The organism is Hydrogenophaga sp. (assembly GCF_050182545.1).
Classification (GTDB): Bacteria; Pseudomonadota; Gammaproteobacteria; order Burkholderiales; family Burkholderiaceae_C; genus Hydrogenophaga.
The window spans coordinates 216,045-231,497 of record NZ_JBFXCD010000003.1 but is presented as its reverse complement, the minus strand read 5'-3'; the positions used below and the strand labels follow the sequence as shown (position 1 = coordinate 231,497).

Annotated in this window: 10 protein-coding genes; 5 read left to right on the top strand and 5 right to left on the bottom strand. The window is 68.5% G+C overall.

Features of this window, described 5'->3' with window-relative positions; translation table 11 throughout:
- Window positions 1-12: 12 nt before the first annotated feature.
- The gene (locus AB7P10_RS04930) at window positions 13-225 is read right to left on the bottom strand and encodes a hypothetical protein (protein ID WP_428292724.1); all 213 of its coding nucleotides are present in this window, start codon (window positions 223-225) and stop codon (window positions 13-15) included.
- Window positions 226-378: 153 nt separating this feature from the next.
- Window positions 379-2,790 carry a phosphoenolpyruvate synthase gene (gene ppsA, locus AB7P10_RS04925; protein WP_428292723.1) on the bottom strand — a complete coding sequence of 804 codons (2,412 nt, stop codon included), beginning with the start codon at window positions 2,788-2,790 and terminating at the stop codon, window positions 379-381.
- 158 nt (window positions 2,791-2,948) lie between these two features.
- Here ppsA and ppsR point away from each other — a divergent pair, with 158 nt between their 5' ends.
- Window positions 2,949-3,770: a posphoenolpyruvate synthetase regulatory kinase/phosphorylase PpsR gene (gene ppsR / locus AB7P10_RS04920; RefSeq protein ID WP_428292722.1), complete on the top strand. Its 822-nt coding sequence runs from the start codon at window positions 2,949-2,951 to the stop codon at window positions 3,768-3,770.
- 5 nt (window positions 3,771-3,775) lie between these two features.
- Here ppsR and AB7P10_RS04915 read toward each other — a convergent pair whose 3' ends face one another.
- From AB7P10_RS04915 to AB7P10_RS04905, 3 genes are all read right to left on the bottom strand, one after another.
- Window positions 3,776-4,141 carry a hypothetical protein gene (locus AB7P10_RS04915; protein WP_428292721.1) on the bottom strand — a complete coding sequence of 122 codons (366 nt, stop codon included), beginning with the start codon at window positions 4,139-4,141 and terminating at the stop codon, window positions 3,776-3,778.
- 132 nt (window positions 4,142-4,273) lie between these two features.
- Complete coding sequence (locus tag AB7P10_RS04910; RefSeq protein ID WP_428292720.1) at window positions 4,274-6,127, bottom strand: sodium:solute symporter family protein; 1,854 nt, start codon at window positions 6,125-6,127, stop codon at window positions 4,274-4,276.
- Between the two features lie 16 nt (window positions 6,128-6,143).
- Window positions 6,144-6,404: a DUF4212 domain-containing protein gene (locus AB7P10_RS04905; RefSeq protein WP_428292719.1), complete on the bottom strand. Its 261-nt coding sequence runs from the start codon at window positions 6,402-6,404 to the stop codon at window positions 6,144-6,146.
- A gap of 406 nt (window positions 6,405-6,810) precedes the next feature.
- Here AB7P10_RS04905 and AB7P10_RS04900 point away from each other — a divergent pair, with 406 nt between their 5' ends.
- From AB7P10_RS04900 to AB7P10_RS04885, 4 genes are read left to right on the top strand one after another with little or no spacing between them, the layout of a single operon-like run.
- Window positions 6,811-7,716 carry a caspase family protein gene (locus tag AB7P10_RS04900; RefSeq protein ID WP_428292718.1) on the top strand — a complete coding sequence of 302 codons (906 nt, stop codon included), beginning with the start codon at window positions 6,811-6,813 and terminating at the stop codon, window positions 7,714-7,716.
- Between the two features lie 52 nt (window positions 7,717-7,768).
- Window positions 7,769-8,716, top strand: coding sequence for an N-acetylmuramoyl-L-alanine amidase (locus AB7P10_RS04895; protein ID WP_428292717.1), 948 nt, complete (start codon window positions 7,769-7,771; stop codon window positions 8,714-8,716).
- Window positions 8,713-14,343 (top strand): CHAT domain-containing protein, encoded by a 5,631-nt coding sequence (locus AB7P10_RS04890; protein ID WP_428292716.1) that lies wholly within the window; start codon window positions 8,713-8,715, stop codon window positions 14,341-14,343. Before AB7P10_RS04895 ends, AB7P10_RS04890 begins: the two co-directional genes overlap by 4 nt.
- Window positions 14,340-15,446, top strand: coding sequence for a toll/interleukin-1 receptor domain-containing protein (locus AB7P10_RS04885; protein WP_428292715.1), 1,107 nt, complete (start codon window positions 14,340-14,342; stop codon window positions 15,444-15,446). Before AB7P10_RS04890 ends, AB7P10_RS04885 begins: the two co-directional genes overlap by 4 nt.
- Window positions 15,447-15,453 lie beyond the last annotated feature (7 nt).

Below are 15,453 nucleotides of genomic sequence, written 5' to 3'. Positions count from 1 at the left end.
CGGCTCGGGTGCTCAGTCAGGCCGCTCGGCGTCGATGCCGCGCTCGGCCACCCAGGCCAGCGCCGCGATCAGTGCGGCCCAGACCCCGAACAGCGCGAGTGGAAACAGCGGCAGCCCCCACAAGGTGGCGTCGTGGTCCCAGAGCGCCAGCAAAGGGAAATTGAACAGTGCCCAGCCGGCAAAGAACAGGGCCACCAGACGTTGGGCAGCAAGGCCTTGGAACATGCGGGTCTCCTCAACGGCACAGGCGGTGCATCGCCGCCAATGCCTTCGGTGATTGTGCCCCAGCCCCCACGCCACACCTGTTGCAACCGCACATGAAAAAGGCGGTGGGTTCGACACCCCACCGCCTTCATGCCGCGCGCGGCAAACCGGAACCTACGACGCCTTCGCCGCCAGCAATTGCCAGGTGTCGACCACCGAGTCCGGGTTCAGGGAAATCGAGCTGATGCCCTCGTCGCGCAGCCACTGCGCGAAGTCCGGGTGATCGCTGGGACCCTGGCCGCAGATGCCGACGTACTTGCCCTCGGCCTTGCAGGCACCGATGGCCATCTTCAGCATGGCCTGCACGGCCGGGTCGCGTTCGTCGAAGTCGTGCGCGAGCAGTTCCAGACCCGAGTCACGATCCAGGCCCAGGGTGAGCTGGGTCAGGTCGTTCGATCCGATCGAGAAACCGTCGAAGAATTTCAGGAACTCCCGGGCCAGCACCGCGTTGCTGGGGATCTCGCACATCATGATGACCTTGAGCTCGTTCTCGCCGCGCTTCAAGCCCTTGTCGGCCAGCAACTGCGTGACGCGTTCGGCCTGCGCAAGCGTGCGCACGAAGGGCACCATCACCTGCACGTTGGTCAGGCCCATGTCCTCGCGCACGCGCTTGAGCGCCTCGCACTCCATGGCGAAGGCCTCGCGGAAGTCCTCGCTGATGTAGCGCGCGGCACCGCGGAACCCGAGCATGGGGTTCTCTTCCTCAGGTTCGTAGCGCGAGCCGCCGACCAGCTTGCGGTACTCGTTGCTCTTGAAGTCGGACAGGCGCACGATGACCGGTTTGGGCCAGAACGCCGCAGCGATGGTGGCCACGCCCTCAGCCACCTTGTCCACGTAGAACGCGCGCGGCGAGGCGTGTCCACGTGCCACCGACTCCACCGCCTTCTTCAGGTCGGCGTCGATCTGCGGATAGTCCAGGATCGCCTTGGGGTGCACGCCGATGTTGTTGTTGATGATGAACTCCAGCCGCGCCAGGCCAACACCGCCGTTGGGAATCTGCGCGAAATCGAAAGCCAGTTGCGGGTTGCCCACGTTCATCATGATCTTCACGTCCAGCGCCGGCATGTCGCCGCGCTGCACCTCGGTGATCTCGGTCTCGAGCACACCGTCGTAGATGTTGCCGGTATCGCCTTCGGCGCAGCTCACGGTGACCAGCGTGCCGTCCTTGAGCAAGTCGGTGGCATCGCCGCAACCCACCACGGCCGGAATGCCGAGCTCGCGCGCGATGATGGCCGCGTGGCAGGTGCGCCCGCCGCGGTTGGTGACGATGGCGCTGGCGCGCTTCATCACCGGCTCCCAGTTCGGGTCGGTCATGTCGGTGACCAGCACATCGCCGGGCTGCACCTTGTCCATCTCGCTGATGTTGTGGACCAGGCGCACCGGGCCTGTGCCCACCTTCTGGCCAATGGCGCGGCCCGACGCCAGCACCGCGCCCTTGCCCTTGAGCTTGTAGCGCACTTCGGTCTTGCCGGCGCTCTGGCTCTTCACTGTCTCCGGGCGTGCCTGCAGGATGTAGAGCTGGCCGTCGGTACCGTCCTTGCCCCATTCGATGTCCATCGGGCGACCGTAATGCTCCTCGATCACCAGCGCGTATTTCGCCAGTTGCTCGACGTCGGCGTCGCTCAGGCTGTAGCGGTTGCGCTGCTCGACGGCCACGTCCACGGTCTTGACCAGCTTGCCCTTCATCGGCCCGTCAGCGGCTTTCTCCTGCGGCGTGCTGAACACCATCTGGATCAGCTTGCTGCCCAGGTTGCGGCGGATCAGCGCGCGCTTGCCCGCCTTGAGCATGGGCTTGTGCACATAGAACTCGTCGGGGTTGACGGCGCCCTGCACCACCGTTTCGCCCAGACCGTAGCTGGAGGTGATGAAGACCACGTCCTCAAACCCGCTCTCGGTATCGATGGTGAACATCACGCCGGCCGCGCCCAGGTCGGAGCGCACCATGCGCTGCACACCGGCCGACAGCGCCACGTCGGCATGGGCAAAGCCCTTGTGCACGCGGTAGCTGATGGCGCGGTCGTTGTAGAGGCTGGCAAACACCTCCTTCATCTTGTGCAGCACATCGTCGATGCCGACCACGTTCAGGAAGGTCTCCTGCTGGCCGGCAAAGGACGCGTCAGGCAGGTCCTCGGCGGTGGCCGAGGAACGCACCGCGAACGAAGCCTGGGGGTTGCCGGCGCTCAGCTTCGCAAATTCGTCGCGGATGGCCTGCTCCAGATCGGCCGGGAACGGCTGGTTCTCCACCATGGCGCGGATCTCGGCACCGGCCTCGGCCAGCGCGCGCACGTCCTCGGTGTCGAGCGCGTCCAGGCGGGCGTTGATGCGCGCGGTCAGGCCGTCGTGTTTCAGGAACTGGCGAAAGGCATGGGCCGTGGTGGCGAAGCCGGTGGGCACCTTCACGCCGGTGGGCAGTTGCGAAATCATCTCGCCAAGGCTGGCGTTCTTGCCGCCGACGGCCTCGACGTCGCTCATTCGCAATTTCTCGAAAGGCACGACCAGATCGGTCGCTCCAAACAGCTGGGACATGGGAAAGCTCCTAAGGTTGAAAAACCGGGGTTCCATGCGCCAGCGGGGCGACCTGTTGTTCTGTTGTGGGTCTGGCACCGGGCAAGGAAGCAGATGCGGGGGCCGGCGGCTGGATAATGGCCCCGGCACAACACCCAGCATTGTAAGGACGCGGCCTCATGCCCAGCAGAACGGCATTCTTCATCTCGGACGGCACCGGCATCACCGCCGAGACCTTCGGCAACGCCATCCTGGCCCAGTTCGAGGCGACGGTCCGCCGCGTGCGCCTGCCCTTCCTGGACAGTGTGGACAAGGCCCATCAGGCGGTGCGCCAGATCAACCACACGGCCGAGCTCGAAGGCCAGCGCCCGCTGGTGTTCACCACCGTGGTCAACATGGACGTGCTCTCCGTGTTCCGCGAACACTGCCGAGGCATGATGCTCGACATGTTCGGCACCTTCGTCGCGCCGCTGGAGCATGAGTTGGGCATCAAGTCCAACCACCGCGTGGGCCGCTTCTCGGACGCCTCCAAGAGCAAGGCGTACAACGACCGCATCGAGGCCATCAACTTCTCGCTCGCGCACGACGACGGCCAGAGCCACAAGGACCTGGAAGGCTCGGATGTGATCCTGGTCGGCGTGAGCCGCAGCGGCAAGACGCCGACATCGCTTTACCTGGCCATGCAGTACGGCCTGAAGGCCTCGAACTACCCGCTGATACCGGAAGACTTCGAGCGCCGCAAGCTGCCACCCGCACTGGTGCCGCACCGCAAGAAGATCTTCGGGCTGACGATCGCGCCCGAGCGCCTGAGCGAGATCCGCAACGAACGCCGTCCCAACTCGCGCTATGCCAACCTCGACAACTGCCGCATGGAGGTCAGCGAGGCCGAGGCCATGATGCGGCGCGAGGGCATTCGCTGGCTCTCGACCACGACCAAGTCGATCGAGGAGATCGCCACCACCATCCTGCAGGAAATCCGGCCCGAGCGGCTGGAGTACTGAGCGCGTCAGCGCTCCGGCGCGGCCTTCTTCTTGCCGATGCCGTGCGCCTGCCGGCTCAGGGCGAATGAGGCAAACAGCTTGAGCCACAGCGTCACGCCGGCCACGGCGATCCACTGGTCGGAGGCCAGCGCCTGGAAGCCCAGCACGGCCACCAGCACGCCCACCATCACCAGGCCCCCCGCGAGGTTGATCAGCATTTCGTACGGCGCATAGCGCTCGGCGTCGGGCGGGGCCATGCCCTTCTTGAGCGCCACCTCCGAGAAGTCGCGCCGCACGCCGATGCGCCAGGCCCGGCGCAGCCAGAAGAACGCCACCGGAAACAGGGCGAGCAGGAAGATCCAGTTGAAGATGAAGACGCTGGGCAGTTGCATGGTCGGGTGTTCCTCACGCCGGATTGTCCTCCAGCGGTGTCCAGAAGCGCGAAACCCCGTCAGCATGCCGACGGGGTTTCGCATCAGGTGTCTGCGGGCCGGCCGCTCACAGCCAGCCCGGGACGCTCGGGCTCAGTGTCCGGTGGCCGCACCCGCGCCACGAGGCACGCGCACCGACTCCACCAGTTCCTGGATGTGCTTCGGTGCCGGGGGCGACATCTTGTTCACCAGGAAGGCCACGCCGAAGTTGACGATCGCGCCCACGGTGCCGAAGGCCTCGGGGGTGATGGTGAAGAAGCCGTTGGCGCCACCCACAACGTCAAGGTACTCAGTGCCCTTGATGAAGAAGATGCCCTTGTGCGCAAACACGTAGAACAGCGTCACGAACAGGCCCGCGAGCATGCCGGCCACAGCGCCCTTGTCGCTCATGGTGCGGCTGAAAATGCCCATCATCAGCGCCGGGAAGATCGTGGAGGCCGCGATACCGAAGGCCAGGGCCACGGTACCCGCCGCGAAGCCCGGTGGATTCAGGCCCAGCCAGCCCGCCACGAAGATGGCCACGGCCATGGCGATCTTGCCCGCCATGAGTTCACCCTTCTCGCTGATGTCGGGCTTGATCGCGCCCTTGATCAGGTCGTGCGAGACCGCCGACGAAATCGCCAGCAGCAGGCCCGCGGCCGTGGACAGCGCGGCGGCCAGGCCACCGGCGGCGACCAGCGCGATCACCCAGTTGGGCAGCAGCGCGATTTCCGGGTTGGCCAGCACGATGATGTCGGCGTTGACGGTCAGCTCGTTGCCCTTCCAGCCCGCAGCCTCGGCCTTGCCCTTGACGACATCGCTCTTGGTCTTGTCGTTGTAGTACTGGATGCGGCCATCGCCGTTCTTGTCTTCCCACTTGAGCAGGCCGGTCTTTTCCCAGCGCTTCATCCACTCGGGACGCTTCTCGTACAACAGACTGGCTTCGGTGGCGTACAGATCGCCATTGGCCTTGACCACGTCCGAGTTGACGGAAATGCGGCCGTCTTCGTCCTTGGTCAGGCCCACGGCGGTATTGACCGTGCCATGCAGGTTGAGCTTGGCCATGGCACCGACGGCCGGGGCCGTGGTGTACAGCAGCGCGATGAACACCAGCGCCCAGCCAGCGGACAGGCGGGCATCGGACACCTTGGGCACGGTGAAGAAGCGCACGATCACGTGCGGCAGGCCGGCCGTGCCGATCATCAGCGAGACGGTGTAGAAGAACATGTTCAGCGTCGAGCCGGCAGCTGTGGTCGTGTACTGGCCAAAGCCCAGGTCGGTCACCACCTGGTCGAGCTTGCTCAGAAGCGACACATCGGTGCCCGCCATGTCCGAACCCAGGCCCAGCTGCGGCAGGAAGTTGCCGGTGAGGTTCAGCGAGATGAAGAACGCCGGCACCAGGTAGGCCAGGATCAGCACGATGTACTGCGCCACCTGCGTGTAGGTGATGCCCTTCATGCCACCGAACACCGCGTAGGCGAAGACGATCGCCATGCCGATGTAGATGCCCTGCGCGCTGCTCACGCCCAGGAAGCGCGCGAAGGTCACGCCCACGCCCGTCATCTGGCCAATGATGTAGGTCAGCGAAGCCACCAGCAGGCACAGCACGGCCACGTTGCGCGCCGTCTTCGAATAGAAGCGGTCGCCGATGAACTCGGGCACCGTGAACTTGCCGAACTTGCGCAGGTACGGTGCGAGCAGCATGGCCAGCAACACGTAGCCGCCGGTCCATCCCATCAGGAACACGGCACCGCCGTAGCCCATGTTGGAGATCAGGCCGGCCATGGAGATGAAGGACGCGGCGGACATCCAGTCCGCTGCGGTGGCCATGCCGTTGGTGACGGGGTGCACCCCGCCGCCGGCGACATAGAACTCGGACGTGCTGCCCGCGCGTGCCCAGAAGGCGATGCCCAGGTACAGCGCGAAACTGGCCCCGACAAAGAGGTAGGTGGTGGTTTGGAGATCCATGGGAATGTCCTGTTGATCAGTCTTCGTGCACGTCGAACCGGCGGTCGATCTGGCTCATCTTGCGGGCGTACCAGAAGATCAGCGCGATGAACACGTAAATGGAGCCTTGCTGGGCGAACCAGAAGCCCAGGGGATAGCCACCCAGCGTGATGCCGTTGAGCAGCGGCGCGAACAGAATGCCCGCTCCGTAGGACACCAGGAACCAGATGACCAACACCTTGGTCAGCAGGCCCAGCGTGGCAGACCAGTAGGCCTTTGCGTTGCTGTCGCTATTCATAAAAGTCATCTCCTGAAGAAGTGATGCCTGTCGATCGGACGGCGTGGGCCGCCACACTTGTGCACGCCACGAACACACGGTCCGAGGCGCTACGCGGCGGACTTTGTTTTCGCTTGCTTACAGATAAATTGCGCTGGGCCACCTTTTCTCCCAAAGCTAGGGAATGCCCCTAGAAGAAAGCCGCGAAGCTGACGCGCAGCTTTCAAATCAGGAGCATGGGCCGCTCGGGGCGGGGGCAGTTGCCCGGCCTGGCTGGGCAAGCACGGGGGCCCGCGTGTCCACCGGCCGCCGCGCGCATTGCGGGAACTACTGACAATCACTTACACATTGCGATTTGCGTGCACCCAGCGATGCGTCCAGAATTTGTGACGAATCTCACATCTGGAAGCTGTCACCAGGGGGAGCCATGACCCGCAAGGCAAGCACCACGTCCCAGCGCAAACCCCATGCCCTTGGACTGCACATCGGCATTAACGAGGTGAGCGCCGACCACTACGCCGGCTGGACCGGCCCACTCGCTGCCTGTGAATTCGATGCCCACGACATGGCGGCGATCTCGAAGTCTGCGGGCATGAAGAGCACCGTGCTGCTCACGAAAAAGGCCACACGCGCCAGCGTCCTTGCAGCCGTCCGCAAGGCCGCCAGGGCTCTGGTGGCGGGTGACCTGTTCTTCATGAGCTATTCAGGCCACGGCGGCCAGGTGCCCGACGTGAGCGGCGAGGAACCCGACAAGCTCGACGAGACCTGGTGCCTGTTCGACGGCCAGTTGATCGACGACGAGCTCTACTACGAACTCAGCCGCTTCAAGGCCGGCGTGCGCATCCTGGTGCTCTCCGACAGTTGCCACAGCGGCACCGTGGTGCGCGCCGCGCGCCCCGCGCCGGGCACGCCCGAGCACCGCCCACGCATCATGCCGCGCGCCGTGGGCTTGCGCGTCTATGCCGAACACAAGGCTTTTTATGACCAGCTGCAGGCCGACGTGGCCAAAGCCGCCGGTGGCGCGGTGGACGATCCCGACACGGCGCTGGCCAACGTCACCGTGAGTCCCCGGCTCACCGCGATCGTCAAGGACTTCCATCCGGCGGTGATCCTGATCTCGGGCTGCCAGGACAACCAGTTCTCGATGGACGGCAACCACAACGGCGCCTTCACCGAACAACTGCTCGGTGTGTGGAACAACGGCAGCTTCAAGGGCAGCTACGCGAGCCTGCACGCGCGTGTGCGCGCCGGCCTGCCCCCCACGCAGTCGCCCAACCTGTTCACGCTCGGACCGGCCGCGGCGTTCCTCAAACAGCAGCCCTTCTCGGTCTGAACGCCGCGCGCCCACGGTCCCGTTTCCGCATCGCTGCCCAAGGGAGGGTTTCATGCTCGGCATCCAGAACCATCGACTCACCGGACCCGATGTGAGTTTTCGCCAGACACCGAATGTCGGCGGAACGCTCAAGCCCCGCTTCGTGCTGCTGCATTACACGGCCGGGCGCAACCTGGAGAGTTCGGTCGAGTCGTTGTGCACGAAGAAGCCTCAGGGCAATGCCTCGGCGCATCTGGTGCTGGGTCGCGACGGGCGCATCGTGCAACTGGCCGCGTTCAATGCCGTGACCTGGCACGCCGGCGCCAGCCAGTGGGGCGGCCTCGATGGCCTCAACCACCACGCCATCGGCATCGAGATGGACAACGCCGGCCTGCTGCACAGGGAGGGCGAGCGCTACGTGTCCTGGTTCGGCAAGTCCTACCCCGAGGACGAGGTGCACGTCGCGGAACACCGCCATGGGGGCGGCCTGCGCCCCTGGCACGGCTTCACCGAGGTGCAGATCGGGCGCGCGCTCGAGCTCTGCGAACTGCTGGTGGCGCACTACGGCCTGGAGGACGTGCTGGGGCACGAAGACGTGGCGCGCGGGCGCAAGGTCGACCCCGGGCCCGCCTTTCCGCTGGCTGCCGTGCGCAGCCGCGCCGTGGGGCGCGGTGCCGACGTGATGCCGCGATGGCTCGTCAACGCCAGCAGTCTCAATATCCGCAGCGGTCCGGGGGCGGACCACCCCAAGGTCGCGCCGGCACTCAGGCGCGGCACTGAGCTCGTGCTGCTGGAACCGAGGGACCGCTGGAGCCGCGTTGCGGTGGTGGGCGCGACCGATCTGGAAGGCTGGGTCTGCAACGACTTCGTCGCCCGCCTGCCGGCCACGCGCGCCAGCGCCGGGGCCCCGATCTCGCGCAGCCAGCGCGCCCTGGCGCCCGCGCCGCGCCAGCGGGCGGCGACCAAGACGACCACGAAACGCCCCGCGCGCAAGAACGCGGCGAAAAAGGCCCGCGCATGAACACACCCATCACCTTCATCGTGCGCGGCCAGCCCCAGCCACTGGCGCCCGCCACGCGCGGTGCCGGCGGCGCGGCGGACACTACGTCCTCGTTCGGCGGCACAGCCACCGTCACGCAGCGTGTTCGCGTGGGCGCACTGCGCGGCAGCAGCGACGAGGTGCGCGTGAGTGCGCGCCCCGGGCTCGACGCCGTGGTGCTGCACATCAGCAATGGACCTTCGCTGATGCTGCACCCGGAAACCGCGCGCGACCTGATGCTGGCGCAGTCCGGCCTCACGCGCGGTACCGCCGCCAGCCGCTCGCGCGGCGGCGCGGGGCTGCCCGACGAGGTCAGCGTGCCCACGCAGCTGGCCTGGCAGGGCCTGGAGCGGGCCGGCGCGGTCTCGCGCGGCGCGGCGCGCGGGCGCCTGGGCGAAGTCCTGCTCTCGGCCATCGAGGTTGTCACAGGTCTGCTCAAGGAACCGGCGGCCAGGCTGACCGCCGCGAAGATCGGCGCGCGCGTCGACGGCCAGGTCGACCCGGGCGTGTACCTGCTGCCGGTCGAGGCCTTCGCGGCGCCGCTCAAGGGGCGCCCGAAATTGCAGCGCATTCCCCTGCCGGAGCAGCCCGGGGACCCGGTTCTGGTGTTGCTGCATGGCACCTTCTCCAACACCCAGGGCACTTTCGGCAAGCTGTGGCAGGAACACCCGCACAAGGTGCGCGAGCTGTTCGCGCACTACGGTGGGCGCGTCTACGGCTGCGACCACCCCACCCTGCTGGCCAGCCCGATCGACAACGCGCTGATGCTGGCCCGCGCCCTGCCCAATGGCGCGCGCGTGCACCTGCTGACGCACTCGCGTGGTGGCCTGGTGGCCGAGGTGCTGGCGAGGGTGTGCGCGCGGCCAGAGCTGACCGAGCGCTCGCTCGCGCCGTTCAAGGCCCCGGCGCAACGCGCGCAGCTCAAGGCCCTGCGTGATCTGGCCGCCGAACTCAAGGGGCGCGACATCCGCATCGAACGGGTCGTGCGTGTGGCCTGCCCGGCGCGCGGCACGCTGCTGGCGTCCCGGCGCCTGGACGCCTATGTGTCGGTGCTGAAATGGTCGCTCGAACTCGCGGCCATTCCGGTCGCGCCGCTGCTGCTCGATTTCATCGCCGAGGTGGCCAGCCAGCGCACCGACCCGGCGCTGCTGCCCGGGCTGGAGGCCATGACGCCGCAAAGCCCGCTGGTGCAGTGGCTGCACGCCAGCGAGGGCGAAGGTGGCGGCCCGCTGCCGGGGCAACTGCGCGTGGTGGCCGGCGACATCCAGGGCGACTCCATCATGTCCTGGGTCAAGACCCTGCTGGCCGACGCGTTCTACTGGACCGACAACGACCTCGTGGTGCAGACCCGCTCGATGTACGGCGGCACGCCGCGCGCGCCGGCCGGCGGCCACGCGGCGGCCACCTTCGTGCTCGAACGTGGCGGCAAGGTCACGCACTTTGCCTACTTCAGCCACCCGCGAACCTCAGAGGCCATCTGCAGCGCACTGCTGGAGGAAACACCCGCGGGTTTTCGTCCCATCGGCCCGATGTCCTGGGCCGGCAGCACCAGCGACGGCCTGCGCGGCCGCGCGCGCGCGGGTGCCGAGGCACCGGCGGCCGACCGGCCCGCGGTGATCCTGCTGCCAGGCATCCTCGGCAGCCATCTCAGCGTCGACGGCAAGCGCATCTGGCTGAGCATGCGCATCCTCGGCGGCCTCGGCCGGCTCTCGTACCAGGAGGGCACGAGCAACGTGCAGCCCGATGGCGCAATCGGCATGGTCTACGACGACCTGGCCGAATTCCTCTCGGCCACGCACCAGGTGATCGAGTTTTCCTTCGACTGGCGCCGCCCGATCGAGGAAGAAGCAAGGCGCCTGGCCGGCGTGATCGACCAGGCCCTGAGCGCGCGCGCCACCACCGGCCAGCCGGTGCGCCTGCTCGCGCATTCCATGGGCGGCGTGGTCGCGCGCACGGTGCAGCTCGAACGCCCGGACGTGTGGCAGCGCTGGCTGGAGCGCCCGGGCTCGCGCCTGCTCATGCTGGGCACACCCAACGGCGGCTCCTACGCGCCCATGCAGGTGCTCACCGGCGACGACCGCATGGGCAACGCGCTCTCGTCATTCGGACTGCCGTTCCAGGACCACAAGGCGCGCAGCCTGATGGCCGCCATGCCGGGCCTGCTGCAGTTGCAGGCCGGGCTGCTCGACCCGGCCATCGGCCTCGGGCAGAGCGCGCGCTGGCAGGCGCTGGCCGATCAGGATGCACAGGTTCTGGAGCAGGCCAACTTCTGGCACGGCGCGGAGGGCCAGCAGGCCATCTACCGCTGGGGCGTTCCCTCGCAGGCCGTGCTCGATCGGGCCATTGCGCTGCGCCAGCGGCTCGACCGCCAGCGCGACGAGGCCCTGGCCGGCTTCCGCGACCGGGTGGTGATGGTGGTGGGGCATGCGCGGTCCACGCCAGCGGGTTTCGAGTTCGATCCGCGCGAGGGTCTGGTCTACCTGGACCAGCCCGAAGGCGGCGACGGGCGGGTCACGCTCTCCAGCGCCCTGCTGCCGGGCGTGCGCGCCTGGAAGGTCGACTGCTCGCATGGCGACCTGCCCGACGCCGAACAGGCCTTCGAGGCTTATCTTGAATTGCTTCGGCACGGCGACACGCAGCGACTGCCCATGGTGGCCGAGGCGCCGGCCACGCGCGGCACAGTGGCGCGTGCGGAAGCCCCGGCGCTGGTGCGCAGCCGGCCATCGCGCCAGCGCGGGCTGCCCGGCGAACCACCTGCCGACGCGGCCGAACTGTTCGGGTTCTTCGAGGAGGAGCCGAGCGGTGACACGCCCGCGCACAGCGCGCTGCGCATCAGCGTGCACAACGGCAACCTCAAGTTCGTCAGTCACCCCTTGCTCGTGGGCCACTACGTCTCCTCCGCGCTCACGGGCACCGAGGGTGTGGTGGACCACTTCATCGGAGGCGCCATGTCGGCCTCGCTCGCCGCCGGCCTGTACCCCGAGGCATCTGGCACGCACCAGATCTTCACCAACAACCGGCAGGACCCCGACAACCCACTGGCCCTGCCCAGGCCGCCGCATGTGGTGGTGGCCGGCCTGGGCGAGGAAGGCAAGCTGCGCAGCCTCTCGCTCACCGCGACCGTGCGCCAGGCCACGCTGGCCTGGGCCCAGCGCGTGGCCGAGACGCCGGGACAGGGAACGGCGCAGTTTGAACTCGCCGCCACGCTCATCGGCAGCGGCGGCAGCGGCATCAGCGTGACCGCCTCGGCGCAGGCCGTGGCGCAGGGCGTGCGCGAGGCCAACCAGAAGCTCGCCGCCGGCGGCTGGCCGCAGGTGAGCCATCTTCGCCTGATCGAGCTCTACCTGAGCCGCGCCACCGAGGCCTGGAGCGCACTGCGCCTGCTGGCGCAGGCCGCGCCCGAACACTTCGCGCTCACGCCCACCGTGGTCTCGGGCATCGGCGCGCTGCGCCGCCCGCTCGACAGCGGCTACCGCGGCACCGCCTACGACTTCATCAGCGCCACCACGGAGACCGACGAGGCGGGAGAACCCAGCATCGTCTACACGCTGGACACCCAGCGCGCGCGCGCCGAGGTGCGCGCGCAGGCCACGCAGGCCCAGCTCGTCGGCGAACTCGTGCGCCGCGCCTCCAACGACGCCAACCGGGACCCGCAGATCGGGCGCACCCTGTTCCAGTTGCTGGTGCCGGTGGAGATGGAGGCCAGCCTGGGCGACACCAGCGAGCTGCTGCTCGAACTCGACGACGGCACCGCCGGCATCCCCTGGGAACTGCTGGACGCGCCGCACGACGGGCGCGGTGGACCACGGGCACCCTGGGCCATCCGCAACAAGCTGCTGCGCCGCCTGCGCACGGTGGAGTTCCGCAGCCAGGTCAGCGACGCGCGGCGGGAGGACGCGGTGCTGGTGATCGGCGAGCCGCGCTGCGATCCGGCGCTCTACCCGCCCCTGCCGGCGGCCCGCGCCGAGGCCGAGGCAGTGCGCGACGCGCTGCGTGCCGTGCTAGACGGTGACCGGGTCAACGCGCTGATCGCACCCGACGAAGGCCTGGGGCCGGACGCGGCCGCCGTCACAACCGCCCTGCTCGCCCGGCGCTACCGCATCGTGCACATTGCCGGCCACGGCGAACCCGAGCTGGAGCGGCCGGGGCTGCCGCCGCTGCTGCGCGGCGTCGTGCTCAGCGACAACACCTTCCTGGGGCCCCGCGAGGTGCAGGCCATGCGCGTGGTGCCCGAACTGGTGTTCCTCAACTGCTGCCACCTCGCGGCCGACCCGGGCAAGCTGCTCAAGGAGGGCTACGACCGCGCGCGCTTCGCCGCTGGCGTGGCCAAGCAGCTCATCCGCGTCGGCGTGCGCTGCGTCGTGGCCGCCGGCTGGGCGGTGGAGGACGACGCGGCCAACCAGTTCGCCGCCGCGTTCTACAAGGCCCTGCTCTCGGGCCAGCGCTTCATGGACGCGGTGCAGGCCGCGCGCGTGGCGGCCTATGCCGCCAGCCCGGGCGGCAACACCTGGGCGGCCTACCAGTGCTACGGCGACCCGGAATGGGTCTGGCAGCGCGACGAGGCCGACCGGCGCCGCACCCCACCCCCGCTCGCGCAGGTGTATGCCGGCATCGCCTCGCCGGTGGCGCTGGCGCTGGCGCTGGAGACGCTGGCCGTGCAAAGCGCCACGCAGGGGGCCGCGCCCGAAGGCCAGCGCGAGCGAATCCGCTACCTCGAAGCCCGCTTCGAAGCCGAGTGGGGCGGCATGGGCGCCGTGGCCGAAGCCTTTGGCGTGGCCTGCGCGGCGGCCCATGACATTGACCACGCGCTGCAGTGGTACCGCCGCGCCGTGGCCGCCAACGACGGCAGTGCGTCCGTCAAGGCCAGCGAACAACTCGCCAACCTGATGGCGCGCCAGGCCTGGGAACGCGCCGATGCGGCCCAGCGTGCCCAGGTCGACGTCGCCCGGCTCAAGGCCCTGCTCGCGCAAGGCCGCGACGACATCGAAAGCGCGCTGCGCACGCTGGAGGCGCTGGTGGCCGTGGCGCCCACGGTGGAGCGCGAAAGCCTGCTCGGCTCGGCCTGCAAGCGCCTGGCCCTGCTCGAAGGCCTGGCACACCAAGGGGACGCCCGCCGACGGGCCGCCACCCGCATGGCCGAACACTACGCCCACGCAGAGGCGCTGGCGCTGCAGGCCGGCCTGAGCGACGCCTTCTATCCCGCGCTCAACCTGCTCGCGGCCGAGCTCGTGGCGCACGGGAGCGCGCCACGCTGGCCGGGCTTCCATGCCGAACGCCTGAGCCGCCTGCGCGAAAACCTGGAGCGCAAGCGACGCGACGACCCCGACTTCTGGAGCGTGGCCGGCCTGCCCGAACTCGGCGTGTACGAAGCACTGGCCGCGCGCAACCTGCACGCGCAGTTGCCTCGGCTGCTCGGAGCCTTTGAGGAACTGCACCGGCGCGCGGGCACCCCCTGGATGTGGGCTGCGGTCGCCGATCAGCTCGACTTCGTTCTGTCCGAGCACGTTGGCGGCGGCGCCGATGCGAAAGCCGCGCAGGAGCTGCGGTTGCGGCTGCACCAGTACGCGGGGCGCCCGGCCCCGCCCGGTGGCACCCCCACAGGACCATGAGCCGCATCTTCATCAGCTACCGGTCGTCCGACGGAAAGAAGGACGCGGACCGCCTGTGCGCGGATCTGAGCCGCCTCTACGGTGATGACCAGGTGTTCTTCGACAAGCAGGACCTGCGCGGCGGCACCGCCTGGCGCAGCGCCATCGTGGCCGCGCTCGGCGGCAAGCCCGTGGTGCTGCTGCTGTTCACGCCCGATCTGCTGGGCATGCAGCACCCCGAAGGCGGGCGGCGCATCGACCGGGACGACGACCCCATCCGCGACGAGATACTGACGGCACGACAACACGGCGCGCTCATCGTGCCGCTGTTCACCGAGGGCATGACAGCACCAGCCCGCGCCGATCTGCCCGAGCCGTTGCGCTTCCTGAAGGACGCGCACGGGCTGAAACTGCGCACCGAGGACTGGGCCACCGACCTCGCAAGGATCGTGTCCGACCTGCGGGACCAGGGCATCGTGCCGCGCGACGAACCCAACGGCGCCTCGGTGCCACGGCGCGGATTTGCCCAGCGCGTGCAGCGCGGCCTGATGTGGGTGGGCGCCTTCTTCGTGTCGCTCTTCGCGCTCGGTCTGCTGGTGTCGGCATTTGACGACGAAGACGAAGCCGCATCGACCCTGGCGTCGGACGCCGCCACGGCCGAGGCCCTCTTCAGGGCGCTGCAGGCGATCGCACCGCCCCCGGCACCGGTGGCGACACCGCAGTTGCCGGCCCCGCCCGACATCGCCGGCCTGTGGTGGTCCATCGACGAGAACAACCGGCGCCTGCGCGTGCTGTTCACGGTGGTAGGCACCACGGTGGAACTGCAGACCGATCCTTTCCCGGTGAACTGGTACCCGCACTGGCAAGCCTACGCCCAGGGCGTGCGCAGCCAGGGACTGGTCGTCAGCGAGGTGCGCTACGTCGGCAATGGCGTGCTCAGCCACGTCATGGGTGTGCCCCGCATCGAGATCCCATACCGCGCCGTCACCGGCGACGGCCGTGGCCCGCTGGACACCGGCAGCGTGGTGCTCAACGCCAGCGCCGATGGCCGCGAACTCACCGGCCAGCTCTGGAGCAATGGCGAACAGGCCGAGACACCGCTGCGCCTGGTGCGCACCCCATGAAGTTTCA